Origin of the sequence: Myxococcus vastator (genome assembly GCF_010894475.1) — a bacterium.
In the GTDB taxonomy this organism is placed as follows: Bacteria; Myxococcota; Myxococcia; order Myxococcales; family Myxococcaceae; genus Myxococcus; species Myxococcus vastator.
Window position 1 is genome coordinate 1 of sequence record NZ_JAAIYB010000147.1, and the last position, 17,831, is coordinate 17,831.

Here is a 17,831-nt window from a genome sequence, read left to right on the forward strand (position 1 = left end):
CGGAGGAGGCCCGGCTCGAGGCGGAGCGGCTTGCGGAGGAGGCTCGGCTTGCGGAGGAGGCTCGGCTCGAGGCGGAGCGGCTTGCCGAGGAGGCTCGGCTTGCGGAGGAGGCCCGGCTCGAGGCGGAGCGGCTTGCGGAGGAGGCTCGGCTTGCGGAGGAGGCCCGGCTCGAGGCGGAGCGGCTTGCGGAGGAGGCTCGGCTTGCGGAGGAGGCCCGGCTCGAGGCGGAGCGGCTTGCGGAGGAGGCTCGGCTTGCGGAGGAGGCTCGGCTCGCTGAAGAAGCGCGCTTGGCTGAAGAGGCTCGGCTCGCTGAAGAAGCGCGCTTGGCTGAAGAGGCTCGGATTGAGGCAGCGCGCCTCGCGGAAGCTGCTCGGCTAGCTGAGGAGGCTCGGCTCGCGGAAGAAGCCCGGCTCGAAGAAGAGCGTCGTGTGGCTGAAGCGGAGCGGCTTGCCGAGGAGGCCCGGCTTGCGGAGGAGGCTCGGCTGGCTGAAGAGGCGCGCCTCGAAGAAGAGCGTCGTCTGGCCGAAGAGGCCCGCATCGCTGAAGAAGCGCGCCTCGAAGAAGAGCGTCGTCTGGCCGAAGAGGCCCGGCTCGAAGAAGAGCGTCGTCTGGCCGAAGAGGCCCGTCTCGCCGAGGAAGCTCGGCTTGAGGCAGAGCGACTTGCTGAAGAGGCTCGGCTCGAAGAGGAAGCCCGGCTTGAGGCGGAACGGATTGCGGAAGAGGCGCGTCTCGCGGAGGAGGCCCGGCTTGAGGCGGAGCGCCTGGCTGAAGAGGTGCGTCTCGCCGAAGAAGCTCGCCTCGCGGAAGAGGCTCGGCTCGAAGAAGAGCGCCGTTTGGCGGAAGTGGCTCGGTTGGCGGAGGAGGCCCGCCTCGCGGAAGAGGCCCGCCTCGCGGAAGAGGCCCGCCTCGCGGAAGAGGCTCGGCTCGCGGAGGAGGCCCGCCTCGCGGAAGAGGCCCGCCTCGCGGAAGAGGCTCGGCTCGCGGAGGAGGCCCGCCTCGCGGAAGAGGCCCGGCTCGCGGAAGAGGCCCGGCTCGCGGAGGAGGCTCGCCTCGCGGAGGAGGCCCGGATTGAGGCAGAACGCATCGCCGAAGAGGCGCGCCTTGCGGAAGAAGCGCGGCTCGAAGAAGAGCTCCGGCTGGCTGAAGAAGCGCGGCTAGCGGAAGAGGAGCGTCGCCTCGCTGAAGAAGCGCGGATTGCAGAAGAGGCACGGCTTGAAGAGGAGCATCGCCTCGCGGAGGAGGCGCGACTTGCTGAGGCGGCGCGGCTCGAAGAAGAGCGCCGTCTGGCGGAAGAAGCCCGGCTAGAGGCGGCGCGTCTGGCGGAGGAAGCACGTCTAGCAGAAGCGGCTCTTCTTGAAGCGGCGCGCTTGGCTGAAGAGGCTCGGCTCGCTGAAGAAGCGCGCTTGGCTGAAGAGGCTCGGCTTGAGGCAGAACGCCTTGCCGAGGAAGCGCGCTTGGCTGAAGAGGCTCGGCTGGCTGAAGAAGCCCGCTTGGCTGAAGAGGCACGACTCGAAGAAGAACGCCGCCTCGCTGAAGAGGCTCGGGTAGCGGAAGAGGCTCGGCTCGAAGAAGAGCGTCGTCTGGCTGAAGAGGCGCGGGTCGAAGAAGAGCGCCGCCTCGCCGAAGAGGCGCGACTCGAAGAAGAGCGCCGTCAGGCGGAAGAGGCGCGACTCGAAGAAGAGCGCCGTCAGGCGGAAGAGGCGCGACTCGAAGAAGAGCGCCGTCAGGCGGAAGAGGCGCGACTCGAAGAAGAGCGCCGTCAGGCGGAAGAGGCGCGACTCGAAGAAGAGCGCCGTCAGGCGGAAGAGGCGCGACTCGAAGAAGAGCGCCGTCAGGCGGAAGAGGCGCGACTCGAAGAAGAGCGCCGTCAGGCGGAAGAGGCGCGACTCGAAGAAGAGCGTCGTCTGGCCGAAGAGGCCCGGCTCGAAGAAGAGCGTCGTCTCGCTGACGAGGCTCGGCTGGCGGAAGAGGCTCGGCTCGAAGAAGAGCGTCGGCTGGCCGCAGAAGCCCGCTTGGCCGAAGAGGCGCGACTCGAAGAAGAACGCCGTCAGGCGGAAGAGGCGCGACTCGAAGAAGAGCGTCGCTTGGCTGAAGAGGCCCGCCTTGCTGAAGAGGCCCGCCTTGCTGAAGAGGTCCGACTCGAAGAAGAGCGTCGCCTAGCGGAAGAGGCCCGCATCGCAGAAGAAGCGCGCCTCGAAGAAGCGCGGCGCCTCGCGGAAGAGGCTCGCCTCGAAGAAGAGCGTCGCCTCGCGGAAGAAGCGCGCCTCGAAGAAGCGCGTCGTCTCGCCGAAGAGGCTCGCCTCGAAGAAGAGCGTCGCCTCGAAGAGGAGGCCCGGCTCGCCGAAGAGACGCAGCGTGCGGAGGCCGCTCGGATCGAGGCAGAGCGCCTCGCGGAAGAGGCGGAGCGTCTTGCTGGGGAGGCCCGTCTCGCGGAAGAGGCTCGGCTTGAGGCGGAACGCCTGGCCGAAGAAGCCCGCCTCATCGAGGAACGTCGTCTCGCGGAGTCCGCTCGCCTGGCGAGAGAAGCCCGCCGCGCGGAGGAGATCTGGGCCGCGGAGGAGGCCCGTCTCGCCGAGGTCGCGCGCGTCGAAGCAGAGGCCCGCGACGCCGAAGACGCCCGCCTGGAGGTCGAACGCCGCCGCGACGATGCCGTCCGTCACGACAAGGAAGCTCGCGCCACCGAACAGTCCCGTCAGTCAGACGAAGCCAGCCTCGCCGCAGCGTCCACGCAGTCCGCCTCCATCCCCGAACTCGCGGCCGAGGACGTCGAGGCCCTCACGCTCGATGTGGGCGACATCCTGCTCACCGAGCTTCCCGCTCAGCCTTCCGAGGCGGACTCCGACCCGAACGCCGGTGCATCCGACCTGGACCTGGCCGCTCTGGCGGAAAGCGCGGACGCCCTGCGTGCCGCCCGGGAGAAGGCCCAGGCCGAGCTCCTCCACGACATGGAGGAGGCCCTGCGCCGCTCGAAGTCCCAGCCGCTCGAGCCCTGGCTCGCGGACGAGCCGCCCCAGCCCACGCCGCCCACGCGAACGCAGGACCGCGTCCCCGTCCAGGACGAGCAGTGGCACACCGAATCCATCTCCCTCAGCGCCGCGTCCGACACCGAGTCGGAGCTCCCGCTGCTGGAAGTCGAACCCGAGCCCGAGCTCTGGGCCGTCGCCGAGCCCCTGCCCGCGCCAGCCGCCCGTCCCGTCGCGGGCGACCCTCCGGTCCTCACGCCTGTCGCCGAAGACGACGCGGACATCCTGCTGGAGGCGACTCCCGACGAAGAGGACGACGCCAGCTGGGCCACCCAACCGTCCGCGCCCGCGCCGCGCCCGGCCGCGCCCAAGACAGGTGACGAGGACCTCTGGCGCATCGTCGCCTTCGACAAGGACGAGGGGGCCGACAACCTGACGGCGTCCTTCGAGGCCGCGCTCCTCCAGGTCGATACGCACCTGGAGTCGCTCGTCCGCTCGGATGTCAATCAGGCGAACGTCGATTTCGACGAGCCTCCTGTCGAGGCCATTGTCGAAGCGACCATCGAACCGGTAGCACCGGATTCATCGGGGGCCTTCCCCGGTGACAACTCATGGCCAACTGGCCAGACTGACTGGGACGAGCCGTCCGGAGACCTGGACGACTGGGACTTTGACGAGGACGACGTGGCGGCAGATCCCTCCAACCCCGACGAGGCAGCGAAGCTCCGGCGGCAGCGCCTCTTGCGCCGCGCCATGGAGAACATGGGTGTCCTGGGTGGGCGCCCGCCCGCCGCACCGGGCGCAGCGCCCGCGCCCACGAGCGAACCCGCCGCTCCGGCAGCCGCGGCCTCCGAGCCCCCCAAGCCCGACGAGGCCCGCCTGGCCCAGCAGTTGGAGCAGCGCTTCGCGGACATCCAGGCCAGGCGAGACCACTTCTACGTGCTCGGCGTTCCCCAGGACGCCACGCGTGACCAGGTGAAGACCGCCTTCCTCACCCTGGCCAAGATCTTCCATCCGGACCGCCTGCCGCCGTCGCTGCCGCACATGGCGTCGAAGATCACCGCCGTGTTCGAGGCCATCCGCGAGGCCTACGAGGTCCTCTACGACGACACGCGGCGCAAGACGTACCAGCAGAACCTCCAGGCCCAGCAGGCCCTGCCCAAGCCGCCCGCGTCCGCGTCCGCGCCGACTGCTCCGGTCCTCCGCCCGCAGGGCCGCGCCGACAGCAGCGCCGACGACCTCTACAAGATGGGCGAGGTCTTCTTCCGCAAGCGTGACTTCACGACGGCCTCCGACCACTACGAGCGCGCCCACACGCTGGACCCCAAGCCCCAGTACCTGGCCGCGCGGGCCTGGGCCATCTACATGGATCCGGCGCGCAAGGCGGACATGGCCAAGGCCAAGCAGATGATGGCGGACGTGGTGCGCGCCGACCCGAATTGCGATCGGGCGCACTACCAGCTCGGCGTCATCGCCCGGGTCGAAGGCGACATGGACCGCGCGGAGCGCTGCTTCCGCGAGGCCGTGCGCGCCAATCCCAAGCACCTGGAGGCCAACCAGGAGCTGCGGCTCATCGACATGCGCAAGAAGAACCCTCCGAAGAAGGGAGGCTTCTTCCGCTGACGCGGCAGGCCTCACACTGGGTACGGGTGCTTCAGCCCGGCCCGATTTGACTCTCCCCCGCACCTGATTCGGGCCGCCTGTCCAGCAGGAGGCCAGGCAGGTTGCCCACCGGCACCAGCCATTGACACGCCTGGAAAGCGGGCAGGATGCTCCCGCGTCAGGCTCCCTGGGCCGTCTGCAGTGACGAAAGGCATGGAACGTGGCCAAGCAGCACCTGCTCCTGGTCGATGGTGACGCGAAGAGCCTCCGGGTCATGGAGGTCAGCCTGAAGAAGGCTGGCTTCTCCGTGACGACGGCCATTCACGGCAAGGATGCGCTCGAGAAGGTCCAGATCAGCCCTCCGGACCTCGTGCTCGCGGACACGAAGATGCCGGAGATGGACGGCTTCGAGCTGTGCAAGACGCTCAAGTCCGACGAGCGCTTCAAGTTCATCCCGTTCGTCTTCCTGACGAGTCAGAAGTCGGTCGAGTTCAAGGTGCGCGGCCTGGAGCTTGGCGGTGACGACTACCTGACCAAGCCGATCTACATCAAAGAGATCGTCACCCGCGTGAAGATGATTCTCCAGAAGGCGGAGAAGGAGCGGATCGAGAAGCGGGAGACGACGAAGGGTGGTTTCGCCGGCAGCCTCGCCGACATGGGCGTGGTGGACCTGGTGCAGACGTTCGAGATTGGCCGCAAGACGGGCCTCATCAACATCCAGGGCGAGCGCACCGGCACCGTCTACTTCAAGGACGGCCGCGTCATCGACGCGGAGCTGGGGCGGCTCAAGGGCGAGAACGCCTTCTACCGGATGCTGAACACCTTCGAAGGCCAGTTCGAGGTGCAGTTCAGCGCGTTGGACCGTCCGGAGCGCATCGAAATCTCCACGCAGGGCCTGCTGATGGAGGGCATGCGCCGCCTCGACGAGTGGGGCCGCATGCTCGAGCAGCTGCCGCCGCTCGAGACGGTGTTCGAGATTGACTACCACCAGCTCGCCGACCGCCTGTCGGAGATTCCGGACGAGGTGAACGGCCTGCTGCGGCTCTTCGATGGCAAGCGGGCGTTGAGCCGCGTGGTGGAGGACTCTGACTTCGAGGACCTGGCCGCGCTGGGCATCATCAGCAAGCTGTACTTCGAGGGCCTCATCCGCGAGCTGGGCAACGCGCCGCAGGAGCCGGTGCAGAGCAGCAAGCCTGGCATCGAGCAGTGGCTCAACACGGCGCCGCCCGCCAGCGCGACCGTGGAGCCCGCGCCGCCCACGCCGGAGAGCCCGCCGCAGCCCGTTCCCGAAGTCGCGGTGCCCGAAGCCGCCCCCGAGCCCGTGGCCGCCGCGCCGGAGCCTTCGCCGCGGTCCATGCCGCAGAGCGTGCTCGCGCCCCCCGCGGGCGTGGAGGACGAGCCGGCCGCGTCGCAGCCGCCCGCCGCGCCTTCTCAGCCCGCCAACGTGGTCGTCTTCCACGCGCGGCCCAGGCGCTCGGACACGCCCGAGTACACGCCTGAAGTTCCGCTGACCGAGCCAGTACCGGAGGTCCCCGCGAAGGAGGGCTCGGCGTTCCTGGTCGAGCCGCCGCCGGCACATCGCGCCGTGGATCACGCGCGTCGCAGCTTGCTGCTGGACTGGAGCCGGGTGGACACCGAGGGCATCAGCGCGCCCACCACGTGGGGGCCGGGCTCTGGTTGGTCACACACGCCGCGGGCCCATGGCGCCTCCTCCTCCTCTTCCGCCGCCTTCGCCGCGAGCGCGCCCGCCGTCGAGCCCGCGCCCTCGCCGCGTGCGCCCATCTTCGGCGGCGCGGCCGTGGCACCCAATCCGTTTCCGCCCGTGCCTCCGCCGGCACCGGCACCGCCGTCATCCGAGGTGACGCTGGTGAGTGGCAGCGGCTACGCGACGCCGCCCAACCCACCGGTGCAGGACGATGCGGAACTCGTGGCCGAAGAGGTCCCCGCCACGCCCCAGCTCGCGCTGCCGCCCTATCCGGGCCACGGCGTGCCCGAGCTGTCCGCCGAGCCGCCCACGCCCAGCGCGCCACTGGCCAGCACGGTCGACCCGGTGCTCGCATCCCCGGTGTCGGCCCCGCCTGCCGTGGAGGCGCCGCCTTCCGAGCCCGCCACCGCCGCGCCCGCGACGCCGGTCGATACCGCTCCGGTGCCGTCCGCGACGCCCGTGGACGCCGCGCCCGTGACACCCGCGAACGCCGCCCCGGTTGCGCCCGCGAAGCCCTCATTTTCCGTGCAGTCGGCCGAAAGGAAGCCGGCGGCGGCCACGCACGGCAGTGACGCAGCCGTGGCCAGCGCGGGCCGTCCCAAGCGCACCGGGCTCATCATCGGCGCGGCGGTGGTCCTCATCGGCGCGGTCGCGGCCGTCGTCGCGGGGACGGGCAACGGTCCGCCGGAGACGCCTCCGTCGAAGCCTCCCGTGGTGGAGACGCAGGCGCCCGCGAACGGCGACGCCCAGCAGCCGCCGCCCCCGGAGAAGGCGCCACCGCGCGAGGAGGCCACGGCCAAGGCCCCCGAGGCTCCGGCGGAGGACGCCACGGCCAAGGCTCCCGAGGTTCCGCCCGAACCGCCCGCCGCCGCGCCGGATGCGGGCGCGGTCATCGCCGAGGCGCCGAAGCCGCCCGAGCCCGCCACTCCGCCGGCGCCCGCCGTGGATCCGGAGGTCGAGTTCGCCACGCTGGTGAAGCAGGCGAGGGCGGCCGTCGTCGGCCAGCGGCACCGGTCGGCGGCGGGGAGCTACCGCAAGGCGCTAGCGCTCAAGCCGACGGCCACGGAGGCGAAGGCGGGCCTGGGCATCGCGCTGGTGAACGGCTTCACCACGGACGGTGCCTACCGCGAGGCCGCCAAGCTGCTGCAGGAGGTCGTCAAGGAAGAGGCCTCCAACGCCCGTGCCTGGCTGTCGCTGGGCATGGCGCTACAGTTCACCGGCAAGAATTCCCAGGCGGCCGACGCCTACAAGCAGTACTTGTTGCTGGAACCGACGGGGACTTCCGCCGAAGAGGTCCGCACGTTGCTCAGGGGGCTGGGCAACTGAGCGGAGGCGGCCCCACTTCCTTCATTGGCCCCTTGAGAAGTGAGCCGCCTTGCTCGTCCTAGGACTGGAAACCTCGTGTGATGAGACGGCCGCCGCCGTCGTGGAGGACGGCCGCCGCGCGCTGTCGGATGTCGTCTCCACGCAGGTGGACATCCACCGGCGGTGGGGCGGGGTGGTGCCGGAGCTGGCCAGCCGCAACCACATCGTGCAGGTGCTGCCCGTCGTCCACGAGGCCCTGACGCGGGCGAACAAGACGCTCGACGACGTGGACCTCATCGCCGTCACGTCCGGCCCCGGCCTCATTGGCGCGCTGCTGGTGGGGGTGCAGGTGGCCAAGGGCCTGAGCCTGGCGACGGGCAAGCCCTTCGTGGGCGCCAACCACCTGGAGGGCCACCTGCTGGCCATCCGGCTGCTGGAGGTGGCGCCGGAGCCGCCGTTCCTCGGGCTCGTCGTCTCCGGTGGGCACACCAGCCTTTACGAGGTGCAGGCCTACGGGCAGTACCGGCTGGTGGGCAGCACGCGCGACGACGCGGCCGGCGAGGCGTACGACAAGACCGCGCGCATCCTGGGCCTGCCGTATCCGGGCGGGCAGCCCATCGACCAGCTGGCGCAGCAGGGGAACCCGGAGGCCATCCGCTTCCCGCGCGCGCTGCCGGGCGACAACTTCGACGTGTCCTTCTCCGGGTTGAAGACGGCGGTGCTGCACCACGTGCAGAAGCACGGCGTACCGCAGGGCCAGGCGCTGGCGGACCTGTGCGCGTCCTTCCAGGAGGCCGTGGCGGACGTGCTGTCGAAGAAGCTGGTGGCCGCCGCGCGCCGGCTGGGCCACCAGCAGCTGGTGCTGTGCGGTGGCGTGGCGGCGAACTCGCGGCTGCGGGCGCTCTGTCAGTCGCGGGCCGAGGAGCGGGGGCTGAGCATGTTCCTGCCTCCGGTGCGGCTGTGCACGGACAATGGCGCCATGATCGCGGTGGCGGGGTATGAGGCGTACCGCCGCGGCCTGCGCGGAGATTTCCGCCTCGCCGCCGACCCGGCCTGGCGCATGTAGAGGGGAGCAGACGGGTGGAATCGCCAAGAGACATCCTCAAGCGGCATGGCCTGCGCGCCAAGTACAGCTGGGGACAGAACTTCCTCGGGGACGAGGACGCGCTGGAGGCCATCGCCGACGCGCTGAACCTGCGCGCGGAGGAGCCGGTGGTGGAGCTGGGCCCGGGCCTGGGCCACCTCACGCGCTTCCTGGCCGCCACCGGGGCCCGCGTCACCGCCGTGGAGCGGGACCGGGACATGGTGATGGTGCTGGAGAAGGAGGCCATCCCCGGCGTGCGCGTGGTGTCCGGCAACGCGGCCACGGTGGACTTCGCCCAGGTGGCCAATGCGCCTGACGTCGCGGTGGCGGGCAACCTCCCGTACCACCTCACCAGCCCCATTCTCTTCCGCGTGCTGGAGCAGCGGGCCCATGTCTCTCGCGCGGTCTTCACGCTCCAGAAGGAGGTCGTCGTGCGGCTCGCCGCGGAGCCCGGCAACCGGGACTACGGCTTGCTGACGGTGCTGCTGGGCATGCACTACGACGCGGACAACGTCCTCACGCTGGAAGCCTGGCGCTTTCATCCGCCGCCGAAGGTGGACTCCGCGGTGCTGCGGCTCACCCGCCGCAAGTCGCCGCGCGCGCCCATCATCGACGAGGCCCGCTTCACCCGCGTGGTGAAGGCGTCCTTCGCGCACCGGCGCAAGACGCTCATCAACTCCATCAAGTCGGACCCGACGCTGGGGACGACGGAGACGCTCCTCGCCGCCCTGGAGTCCGCGGGGGTGGAGCCGCAGCGCCGCGCGGAGACACTGGCGCCCGAGGAGTTCGCCGCCATCGAGCGCGCGCTCGGCCCCGTGAAGGCGGCCCCGCCCACGCCCGCGGAGTAGGGCGCCGTCAGCGTCCGCGCATGCCCAGCGCCTGGAGCAGGCCGCCTTGCTGCTCCAGGTAGGCGAAGAACTCCGCTTCGGGGATGCGCATCCGGGCGAGCACGCCGCGGAGGATGTCCTCCACGGTGCCGTCCTGCCGGCGCTTCAGCTCCATGGCCGTCTTGAGCAGCACCACGCCGTAGAGCGGATCCGGCTCCACGGGAGGTGTGGGCGCTCGCTGGGTGGGCGTGCTCTGGCGGGCCTCTTCCAGCCGCACCACTGTCTTCGCCCTGTGTCTGCCGCTCATGTCCGGAGACCACCCCGCGCACACGCCATGAAGTCGCGCGGACCGTAGGGGATGCGTCCCGGAGCGTCAAGGGAGGCAGGCCCCTCGTGGAAAATTGCCGGATTCCAGCGGCCGTGTTTGTGTTATCCGCCCGCTCGCGCGGTCCCAACGCGCATTCTGTGGGCGGGAGGCCTCGGGCGGATGGACTACCGGTATATCGTGGTGGAAGGGCCCATTGGCGTGGGCAAGACGAGCCTCTCCAACATCCTCGCGGAGCGTCTGGCGGGACGGCGCATCCTCGAAGTCGTGGAGGAGAACCCCTTCCTTTCCAGCTTCTACACGGACCGGCAGAAGTTCGCGTTCCAGACGCAGGTCTTCTTCCTCCTGTCGCGCTTCCGGCAGCAGCAGGAGCTGTTCCAGCAGGACCTCTTCAGCTCGATGACGGTCAGCGACTACCTGTTCGCCAAGGACCGCATCTTCGCGCACCTCAACCTGGACGCCCACGAGCTGGCGCTGTACGAGCGCGTCTTCGAGGCGCTCGGGCCCCGCGTGGCCAAGCCGGACCTGGTCATCTACCTCCAGGCCCGCCTGGACGTGCTCCTGCACCGCATCAAGAAGCGCGGCCGGGAGTTCGAGCGCAAGTTCGACCCCACGTACCTGGAGGGGCTCGTCCACTCCTACAACAACTTCTTCTTCCACTACACGGACACGCCGCTCCTCGTCGTGGATACCTCGGACATCGACTTCGTGAATGTCGAGGCAGACAGGGAAGACCTGCTTGCCACCATCCGGAAGGCGAAGCCGGGCACGCAGCATTACGTTCCGAAGGCTTCCCGCCGGGGCTGAAGGTCAGGCTCCTGGTGGGACGGCCGCCTTCAATGCCCCACGGCAGGCGCGGGGGCGTTAGAGTGCGGTGGCGGGCCCAGGGCTCCCGGCGATCCCCCGTGGGGACGGCGAGGCGCGAATGGGCCCGTCAGGCCGTTCAACCCGTAGCCATAGGAGGTGAACCGTGAAGGACAAGGTCACCATCCACACGCTGAAGCGCTTCAAGCAGATCGGTCAGAAGATCTGCATGGTCACCGCCTACGACGCCACGTTCGCCCACATCCTGGAGGAAGCAGGTGCGGACGTGCTGCTGGTGGGTGACTCGCTGGGCATGGTCATCCAGGGGCATGACTCCACGCTGCCGGTGACGATGGACCAGATGGTCTACCACACGGCCGCCGTGGCCCGTGGCGCGCGCCGGGCGCACGTCGTGGCCGACCTGCCCTTCATGAGCTACCAGGTGTCGACGCAGGAGGCGGTCCGCAACGCGGGCCGGCTGGTGGCGGAAGGCGGCGCGGGCAGCATCAAGCTGGAGGGCGGCGCCGAGTTCGCGGACACGGTGCGGGCCATCGTCCGCGCGAGCATCCCCGTCATGGGACACCTGGGGCTGACGCCGCAGTCCGTCCACAAGATGGGCGGCTATGTCGTCCAGGGCCGTGGCGAGGACCAGGCGCGGCAGATTCTGGATGATGCGCTGGCGCTGGAGCAGGCCGGGGCCTACGCGCTGGTGCTGGAAGGCGTGCCCATGGACCTGGCGCGCACCGTGACGCAGAGCCTGTCCATCCCCACCATCGGCATTGGCGCCGGCGTGGACTGTGATGGCCAGGTGCTCGTCTGCTACGACCTGCTGGGCATGAACCCGGACTTCAAGCCGAAGTTCGTGAAGCGCTTCGCCAACCTCCATGGCTCCATCACGGAGGCCGCGGGCGCCTACTTCGCCGAGGTCCGCAAGGGCGCGTTCCCGGACGAGGAGCACTCCTTCAAGGCGAACAAGAACATCCGGCTGGCGGCGGGGGCTCCGGCTCCGGCGGCCCGGGTGGAGCCGTCCGCGCCCGCCGAGGGTGGCGAGAAGCTGGGCCCCGTCTACGGGAGACCCGCCTAGTCATGGCTCCCGCCGTCCTGAAGACCGTTGCGGACGTGAAGGACTGGACGGCGGGGCTGCGCCGGGAAGGGCGCCGGCTCGCGCTGGTGCCCACCATGGGCTTCCTGCATGAAGGACACCTCTCGCTCATTCGCGAGGGGCTGCGCCGCGCGGACGTGGTGGCCGTGTCCATCTTCGTGAACCCCACGCAGTTCGGGCCGCGGGAGGACTTGTCCCGCTACCCCCGGGACTTCGAGGGTGACGTCGCCAAGTGCATCCGCGCGGGCGCGCAGGTCATCTTCGCGCCCGCGGGCCCGGAGGTGATGTACCCCCAGGGCTACCAGACGTACGTGGAGGTGACGGACGTCAGCCAGGGGCTGTGTGGGGCCCGGCGCCCGGGGCACTTCCGCGGGGTGGCCACCGTCGTCACGAAGCTGCTGACGCTGTTCCGCCCGGAGGTGGCGCTCTTCGGGGAGAAGGACTACCAGCAGCTCCAGGTCATCCGGGCCCTCAACCAGGACCTGCACCTGGGCGCGGACATCGTGGGCATGCCGACGGTGCGCGAGCCGGACGGCCTGGCGATGAGCAGCCGGAATGCCTACTTGTCCCCCGAGGAGCGGCAGCGGGCGCTGGCCCTGTCCCGGGGGCTCGAGGCCGCCCAGGCGCTGCTGCGCGAGGGCACGCGGGAGTCGGGGCCCCTGGTGGCGGCCGTCCGGCGCGAATTGGAAGCGGCGGGGCTCCGGGAAGACTACGTGGAACTGGTGGATGCGGAGCGGCTGACGCCCTTGGCTTCGGTGGCGCCCGGGCAGCCTGCCCGGTTGCTCGTCGCGGCTTTCAGTGGCACGACGCGCCTCATCGACAACATGCAGTTGGGTGGTGAGGAGAGCGCGGGGCGCGTATGACATCCGGAGGGAAGTCAAAGGGAGTGGGCAGCGAGCCCGGCGTGAGAGTCATCGCGGAAAACCGTCGTGCGCGGTTCGACTACACGGTCGACGAAAAGCTGGAGGCCGGGCTGTCGCTCACGGGAAGCGAGGTGAAGTCACTGCGAGACGGAATCGCCAATCTGTCGGACGCGTACGCGCTCCCCAAGGGGGACGAGCTCTTCCTGCTCAACGCGAACATCGGCTCCTACAAGGCGGCGAGCTTCTTCGACCACCTTCCCACTCGGGGCCGCAAGTTGTTGATGCACCGAGGAGAAATCGACCGTTGGACGGCGAAGGTGCGTGAGCGGGGGTATTCCATCATCCCGCTTGTGCTGTACTTCAGGAAGGGCCGTGCCAAGGTGGAGCTGGGGCTCTGCCGGGGCAAGACGCACGAGGACCGGCGCCACGACATCAAGGAGCGGGAGACGAAGCGGGAGATGGACCGGGCGATGCGCCGACGTTGAGAGGGGCGCCCGAAGTTCTTTCGCCGTACACCGATGGACGACAAGAAGGTTCCCGACAAGAAGGAGCGGCTGCTGGCCGCGCTCGACCAGGGCATGGTGATGATTCACCTGGACGCGCGTCGTCCGGGCGTGCTCGTCCCAGCCTCCGTCAAGACGGAGGCGCACCTGCGCCTCAATCTCTCGTACCGGTTCGATCCACCGGACCTGACGGTGGGCGAGTGGGGCGTTCGCTCCACGCTGAGCTTCTCTGGCTCGCGCTTCACCATCGCGGTGCCGTGGTCGGCGTTGTTCGCCATCGCCAGCCACGTGACGAAGGAGTTCTGGATGTACCCGGAGGACATGCCGCCGGAGCTGCTCCAGCAGACGGCCGCGTCACGTCCGGCGCAGCCCCTGCCCGTGGCCCCCATGCCGGTGGCCGCGGAGCGTCCGCGCACCTTCCTCCGGGAAGTGCAGGGCGAGCGGCGCGATGAGCCTCCCGCCGACGCTCCACCCACGGATGGACCGCCGGACGAGCCACCGCCACCGCGGCGCGGCCACCTGCGCCTGGTGAAGTGAGGCGCGCTCAGCGCCTCAGCTTCGCCTCGATGTGCGCGGCCTCGCCGCCGGAGAACGTCCCCTTCCACGTGCGGTGGCCTTTGCGCCGGACCTGGATGGGGACGCGTCCTGCCGGATAGCGGTTCTCGAGCACCAGCGGCGTCGTCCCCAGCTCCGCGTCCCGGACCCAGACGGTGGCTCCAGGCGGGTCGCTGTCAACGCGCAGCATCGGGGTCGACAGGCGCAGCCCCGTCGCCGACATCACCCGGATGAGCAGGGTGGAGCGCTGGGGCCACAGCCAGATGCCGGTGCCCACCAGCGCCGCGACGAGCAGCAGCCCCAGTGCCCGTTTCAGGCGCGAGCGCCGGAGGAGGGCGGCCTCATCGGGCCAGTCACTCTCAGGCGAGGGCGGGCGCTCCGCCAGCTCCAGTGCATCGGCGTCGGTGTGGAGCACGCTCTTCGCGCCTGGCGTGACGTGTGTCTGGGGGACGCTCTCCGCGAGCGTCTGATGCGCGGTGAGCTCGAGGCCCGCGGACGGAGCGAAGGCGCCTGGAGCGGTGGGCGTGCGAGGTGTTGTCGCCGCGCCAGTCGCGGCATCAGGCCACATCGCGCAGTGTGAGCACCGTGCATGGGGCGAGGAGAGCACGTGGCTGCAGCGTGGGCAGCGATGCACCAGCCGCCCACTGACGCTGAGCGCCGCGCCGCCCGGCATGGAGAGCGGCGCTTCTTCCGGCGCGTCGGGCTCGGCAGGGGAGGGCGCCTGCGCCGTCATCGCGTCCATTCCCAGCGAACCCGCGCCAGCCGGTGCCCGCGTCACGGGAGGCCCGGAGGCCGCTGCCTGTTCACTCAGGGGCGGCGGCAATCCCAGCCCGCGAAGGAACGCGGCCAGTGTCTGAGACGTCGCGGGCTCGCCGGCCTGTGCCAGCCACCGGGCGAAGCCCTCCGCCAGTGACTCTGGCGAGTGGAAGCGCTCCTGGGGCGCACGCGCCAGCATGCGCATGACGGCGCCCGCCAGTGGCGCGGGGACACCTGACGGGGGCTCCACCGGCCGCGTCAGGATGGCATGGGCCACCGCGCTCGCGTCCGTCTCGGTGTGGAACGGATGCCGCCCCGTGAGCAGCTCATGGAGCACGATGCCCAGGGAGAACTGGTCGCTGGCGGCGGTGGCGGGCGCGCCTTGCAGCACCTCGGGCGCGGTGTACGCCTCCTTCCCTCGGAAGACGCCGGGCGCGGTGTGGGCCGGGCCGGCCATCCGCGCGATGCCGAAGTCCGTCAGCTTCACCTCGCCCTCGCGCGACACCAGGATGTTGGAGGGCGACACGTCGCGGTGGGCCACCATCACCGGCTGCCCGTCATGCACCTTCCGGTAGGCATGGCCGAGCCCCGCCAGGGCCTGGTGGACGATGAAGGCGGCCAGGTGCGGAGGGAAGCGCACGCCCCCGCGCGCGGCCGTGCGCAGCAGCACGCCCAAATCCCATCCGTCCACCAGCTCCATCACCAGGAAGAGCCCCTCGGGGCCCTGGCCCACGTCGTAGACGGTGGCGATGTTCTGGTGCTGCAGCAGCGTGGCCAGCCGGGCCTCGGCCAGGAACATGCGCGCGATTTCCGGCTCGCGCGCCAGGTGGGGCAGCACCCGCTTGATGGCCACCGGCCGCTCGAAGCCCTCCGCGCCGAGCGCGACGCCAAGGAAGAGCTCCGCCATGCCCCCAGAGGCCAGCGGACGGACGAGCCGGTAGCGTTCGTTCACGAGGCGCTCAGGCGGCGGGCTGGGTGACGTCGCGCAGCAGCTGCCAGGGATAGATGCCGGTGGTGTGGCCGTCGCTGAAGCTGAAGGCCAGCGCGTAGTTGCCCACGGGCTGCACCTGCTTGATGCGCAGGTCGGCGGGGACCTTCGACGGGTCCAGCGTCCGCTTGTTCGTCCATTCGTCCACGCACGCGGCGCAGGGGCACTGCTGGCGCAGCACCTGCGCGGCGGCGCCCGTCTTCACCCCGTCCTCCCACGTCAGGTCCAGGCGCGCGCCATCCGAGGACAGCTGCGCGTCCGTCGCGGTGACGGCTTGGGGGGCGGGCTTGATGCGGTCCCAGAAGCTCAACGTTCCACCTTCCAGAGTTTCAACAGTCTTGCGCCCTCCCTACCATCCTTCGGCGGTCAGGAGGCGAGCTTCACGGGCAGCCGGTGGCCCTCCAGCCGCACGCCCTGCTGCGCCAGCACCTGCTTCAGGGCCTGGACGACCTTCGGGTCCAACTGGGCGCCGCAGAGGTTGTCGAGGATTTCCATCGCCTTCTCCAGCGGCATGGCCTTCTGGTACGGGCGGGTGGAGGTGCAGGCGTCGAACGTGTCCGCGCACGCGACGATGCGGGCCAGCAGGGGAATGTCCTCGCCCTTGAGCTTGTCCGGGTAGCCGGTGCCGTCCCAGCGCTCATGGTGGTGGCGGACGCACGCGCGCACCGCGCCCAGGAAGCTCACGGGCCCGATGATGGCGTCACCGATGGCGGGGTGCTCGCGCATGATGGCCATCTCCTGGTCCGTCAGCCGCGTCTGCTTGCAGAGGATGGACTCCACGATGCCAATCTTCCCGATGTCATGGAGGATGCCGCCGTACTGCAGCTGCCGCAGCTCGCGCTCGGTGAGCTTCAGCTCCCGGCCAATCTGCACGGAGACGTCGCCCACGCGCTGGCTGTGGCCGCGGGTGTACGCGTCCTTCGAATCGATGGAGTTCGCCAGCGCGACGATGGTCTCCAGGTAGCCCTTCTCCAGGCTCTCGTAGAGGCCGCGGTTCTCCATGTCGTACGCGAGCAGCTGCTTGCTCATGTAGTTGAACGTCTGCGCCAGCTCGCCCAGCTCGTTCTTCTGCTTGATGTCCACCTCGACGCCGAACTTGCCGTGCGCCAGCTCCAGCGCGCCGCTGATGAAGCCCTTGAGCGGCCGGGTGAGGTTCCGCGAGAAGAGCGCCGCCAGCACCACCGCCACCAGGATGGCCGCCCCCAGCCCCAGGAGGATGCGCTGCTCCATGGTGTCCACCTGGCGGTAGGCGTGCTCCACGGGCTGCTCGGAGACGATGGCCCACCCCGTCTCGGGCAGCACCGTGTACGCGGCCACCACCGCGTCCCGGCCCTCGCCGAAGTTGCCGACGTGGAACAGCTCCATGTTCGACTTGCCCACCCACTGCTTCAGCAGGTGCGCCACCGGGCCGCGCTGCGCCACGTCCTCGCCCAGGCCGGCGACGTCACCACCGCCCGCCACGAGGTGCCCGTGCCGGTCCGCCAGATAGGCGAAGCCGGTGCTGCCCACGCGCTCCTGCTCCAGCATCTTCCGCAGGTCGGCCAGGGACAGGTCCGCCGCGATGTACCCGCGGACGGGCTCACCCACGGGGAAGGCCAACGTCAGCACGGGCTCGCTGCCCTGCGGGTCCTCCACCACGTCCGCGTAGCGCACGCCTTCGAGGTTTTCGAGCAGCGCGCGCGCGCGTCCCTCATGGCCGGCCAGCGCGGTGGGGGGGACGTCGTGCTTGGAGAAGGCCTGGAGGCCCGGGAGCCGCTGGCGGTCGGCGTCGAACACGGTGAGCGCCAGCACGTCGCGCCGCTGGTTGAGCACCGAGGCCAGGTGCGTCTGCTGCGCTTCCAGGGGCAGGCCGAAGAAGCCGGGCACGCGGGCCAGGCCCAGCACCGCGTCGGTGGGCTCGCCCAGGAAGATTTCGGCCTTGAGGCGCAGCTGCTTCACGCGCTCCTGCGCCAGCTCCTGGGCGTCGCGCACCAGGAGCTCCCGGGTATGGGAGACGGAGAGCCACCCCACCATCAGCGTGGGGACGACGCCCACCACCAGCATCAACAGGAGGATGGCTTTGAACAGGCGCACGGGGTGGCTCCTCCAGGGGTTACTGCCACTGGCCCTTCTTCACTTCGAGCTTGAGGCGCTCGGGCACCAGCTCGAAGTGCCTGGGCGCGCTGGGCTCGGACGGGCCCGCGGGGCCCACCGCGCGCACCGTCCACCGGTAGCTTCCCGCGGGCAGCACGGGCAGCTTCGCCTCCAGGTGGGTGACCGTCTGGGTGAAGGCGGCGCGTTGCTCCCGCGCGCGAAACACCTCGACTTCATAACGTTCCGCGCCTCGCACCGACTCCCAGGTCAGCTTCACCGGGCCCAGGTGTCCGTCCCGGTCCGGGCGCCGCTTCAGGCGCGCTGCATCTTCGGGTTGCCCGGGGCTGGGGGCCGCCAGCCCCGGGCAACCCGAAGA

The 17,831-nt window shown here is 70.2% G+C and carries 13 protein-coding genes and 1 pseudogene; 9 read left to right on the forward strand and 5 right to left on the reverse strand.

The genetic code is table 11. From position 1 onward, the window contains the following. From G4D87_RS39420 to rsmA, 4 genes are all read left to right on the forward strand, one after another. On the forward strand, window positions 1–4,586 hold a 4,586-nt coding region (locus G4D87_RS39420; protein ID WP_371928547.1), incomplete at its 5' end, for a J domain-containing protein. 199 nt (window positions 4,587–4,785) lie between these two features. After that, on the forward strand, window positions 4,786–7,596 hold the full coding sequence (locus G4D87_RS16530) for a response regulator (RefSeq protein ID WP_163783033.1): 2,811 nt from the start codon (window positions 4,786–4,788) through the stop codon (window positions 7,594–7,596). A gap of 49 nt (window positions 7,597–7,645) precedes the next feature. After that, window positions 7,646–8,641, forward strand: a complete 996-nt coding sequence (tsaD, locus tag G4D87_RS16535) for a tRNA (adenosine(37)-N6)-threonylcarbamoyltransferase complex transferase subunit TsaD (RefSeq protein ID WP_163783034.1) — start codon at window positions 7,646–7,648, stop codon at window positions 8,639–8,641. A 14-nt stretch (window positions 8,642–8,655) separates the two neighbouring features. Continuing rightward, entirely contained in the window at window positions 8,656–9,507 is an 852-nt protein-coding gene (gene rsmA, locus G4D87_RS16540) for a 16S rRNA (adenine(1518)-N(6)/adenine(1519)-N(6))-dimethyltransferase RsmA (RefSeq protein WP_163783035.1), read from the forward strand. 7 nt (window positions 9,508–9,514) lie between these two features. Here the strand turns inward: rsmA and G4D87_RS16545 are convergent, their stop codons facing one another. Then, window positions 9,515–9,793, reverse strand: coding sequence for a hypothetical protein (locus G4D87_RS16545; RefSeq protein ID WP_043710562.1), 279 nt, complete (start codon window positions 9,791–9,793; stop codon window positions 9,515–9,517). A gap of 180 nt (window positions 9,794–9,973) precedes the next feature. Between G4D87_RS16545 and G4D87_RS16550 the strand changes: the two genes are divergently transcribed. From G4D87_RS16550 to G4D87_RS16570, 5 genes are all read left to right on the forward strand, one after another. Then, window positions 9,974–10,618: a deoxynucleoside kinase gene (locus tag G4D87_RS16550; protein WP_163783036.1), complete on the forward strand. Its 645-nt coding sequence runs from the start codon at window positions 9,974–9,976 to the stop codon at window positions 10,616–10,618. 163 nt (window positions 10,619–10,781) lie between these two features. Beyond that, window positions 10,782–11,699, forward strand: coding sequence for a 3-methyl-2-oxobutanoate hydroxymethyltransferase (gene panB, locus G4D87_RS16555; RefSeq protein ID WP_163783037.1), 918 nt, complete (start codon window positions 10,782–10,784; stop codon window positions 11,697–11,699). A 2-nt stretch (window positions 11,700–11,701) separates the two neighbouring features. Beyond that, a complete protein-coding gene (gene panC / locus G4D87_RS16560; RefSeq protein WP_163783038.1) occupies window positions 11,702–12,580 on the forward strand; it encodes a pantoate--beta-alanine ligase in 879 nt (292 codons plus the stop codon). Beyond that, window positions 12,577–13,065, forward strand: a complete 489-nt coding sequence (gene smpB / locus G4D87_RS16565) for an SsrA-binding protein SmpB (protein WP_163783039.1) — start codon at window positions 12,577–12,579, stop codon at window positions 13,063–13,065. The genes panC and smpB overlap by 4 nt, the downstream gene beginning before the upstream one ends. A gap of 33 nt (window positions 13,066–13,098) precedes the next feature. Further along, window positions 13,099–13,620 carry a ClpXP protease specificity-enhancing factor SspB gene (locus G4D87_RS16570; RefSeq protein ID WP_163783040.1) on the forward strand — a complete coding sequence of 174 codons (522 nt, stop codon included), beginning with the start codon at window positions 13,099–13,101 and terminating at the stop codon, window positions 13,618–13,620. Between the two features lie 7 nt (window positions 13,621–13,627). Here G4D87_RS16570 and G4D87_RS16575 read toward each other — a convergent pair whose 3' ends face one another. The 4 genes and pseudogenes from G4D87_RS16575 to G4D87_RS16590 form a co-directional block, all read right to left on the reverse strand. After that, entirely contained in the window at window positions 13,628–15,346 is a 1,719-nt protein-coding gene (locus tag G4D87_RS16575) for a serine/threonine-protein kinase (RefSeq protein WP_163783041.1), read from the reverse strand. Window positions 15,347–15,353: 7 nt separating this feature from the next. Then, window positions 15,354–15,692 carry a DUF971 domain-containing protein gene (locus G4D87_RS16580; RefSeq protein WP_163783042.1) on the reverse strand — a complete coding sequence of 113 codons (339 nt, stop codon included), beginning with the start codon at window positions 15,690–15,692 and terminating at the stop codon, window positions 15,354–15,356. A gap of 56 nt (window positions 15,693–15,748) precedes the next feature. Then, window positions 15,749–17,455, reverse strand: coding sequence for an HD domain-containing phosphohydrolase (locus G4D87_RS16585; RefSeq protein ID WP_163783043.1), 1,707 nt, complete (start codon window positions 17,453–17,455; stop codon window positions 15,749–15,751). Window positions 17,456–17,474: 19 nt separating this feature from the next. Beyond that, window positions 17,475–17,831: pseudogene (locus G4D87_RS16590) on the reverse strand (fibronectin type III domain-containing protein); the annotation flags it as partial.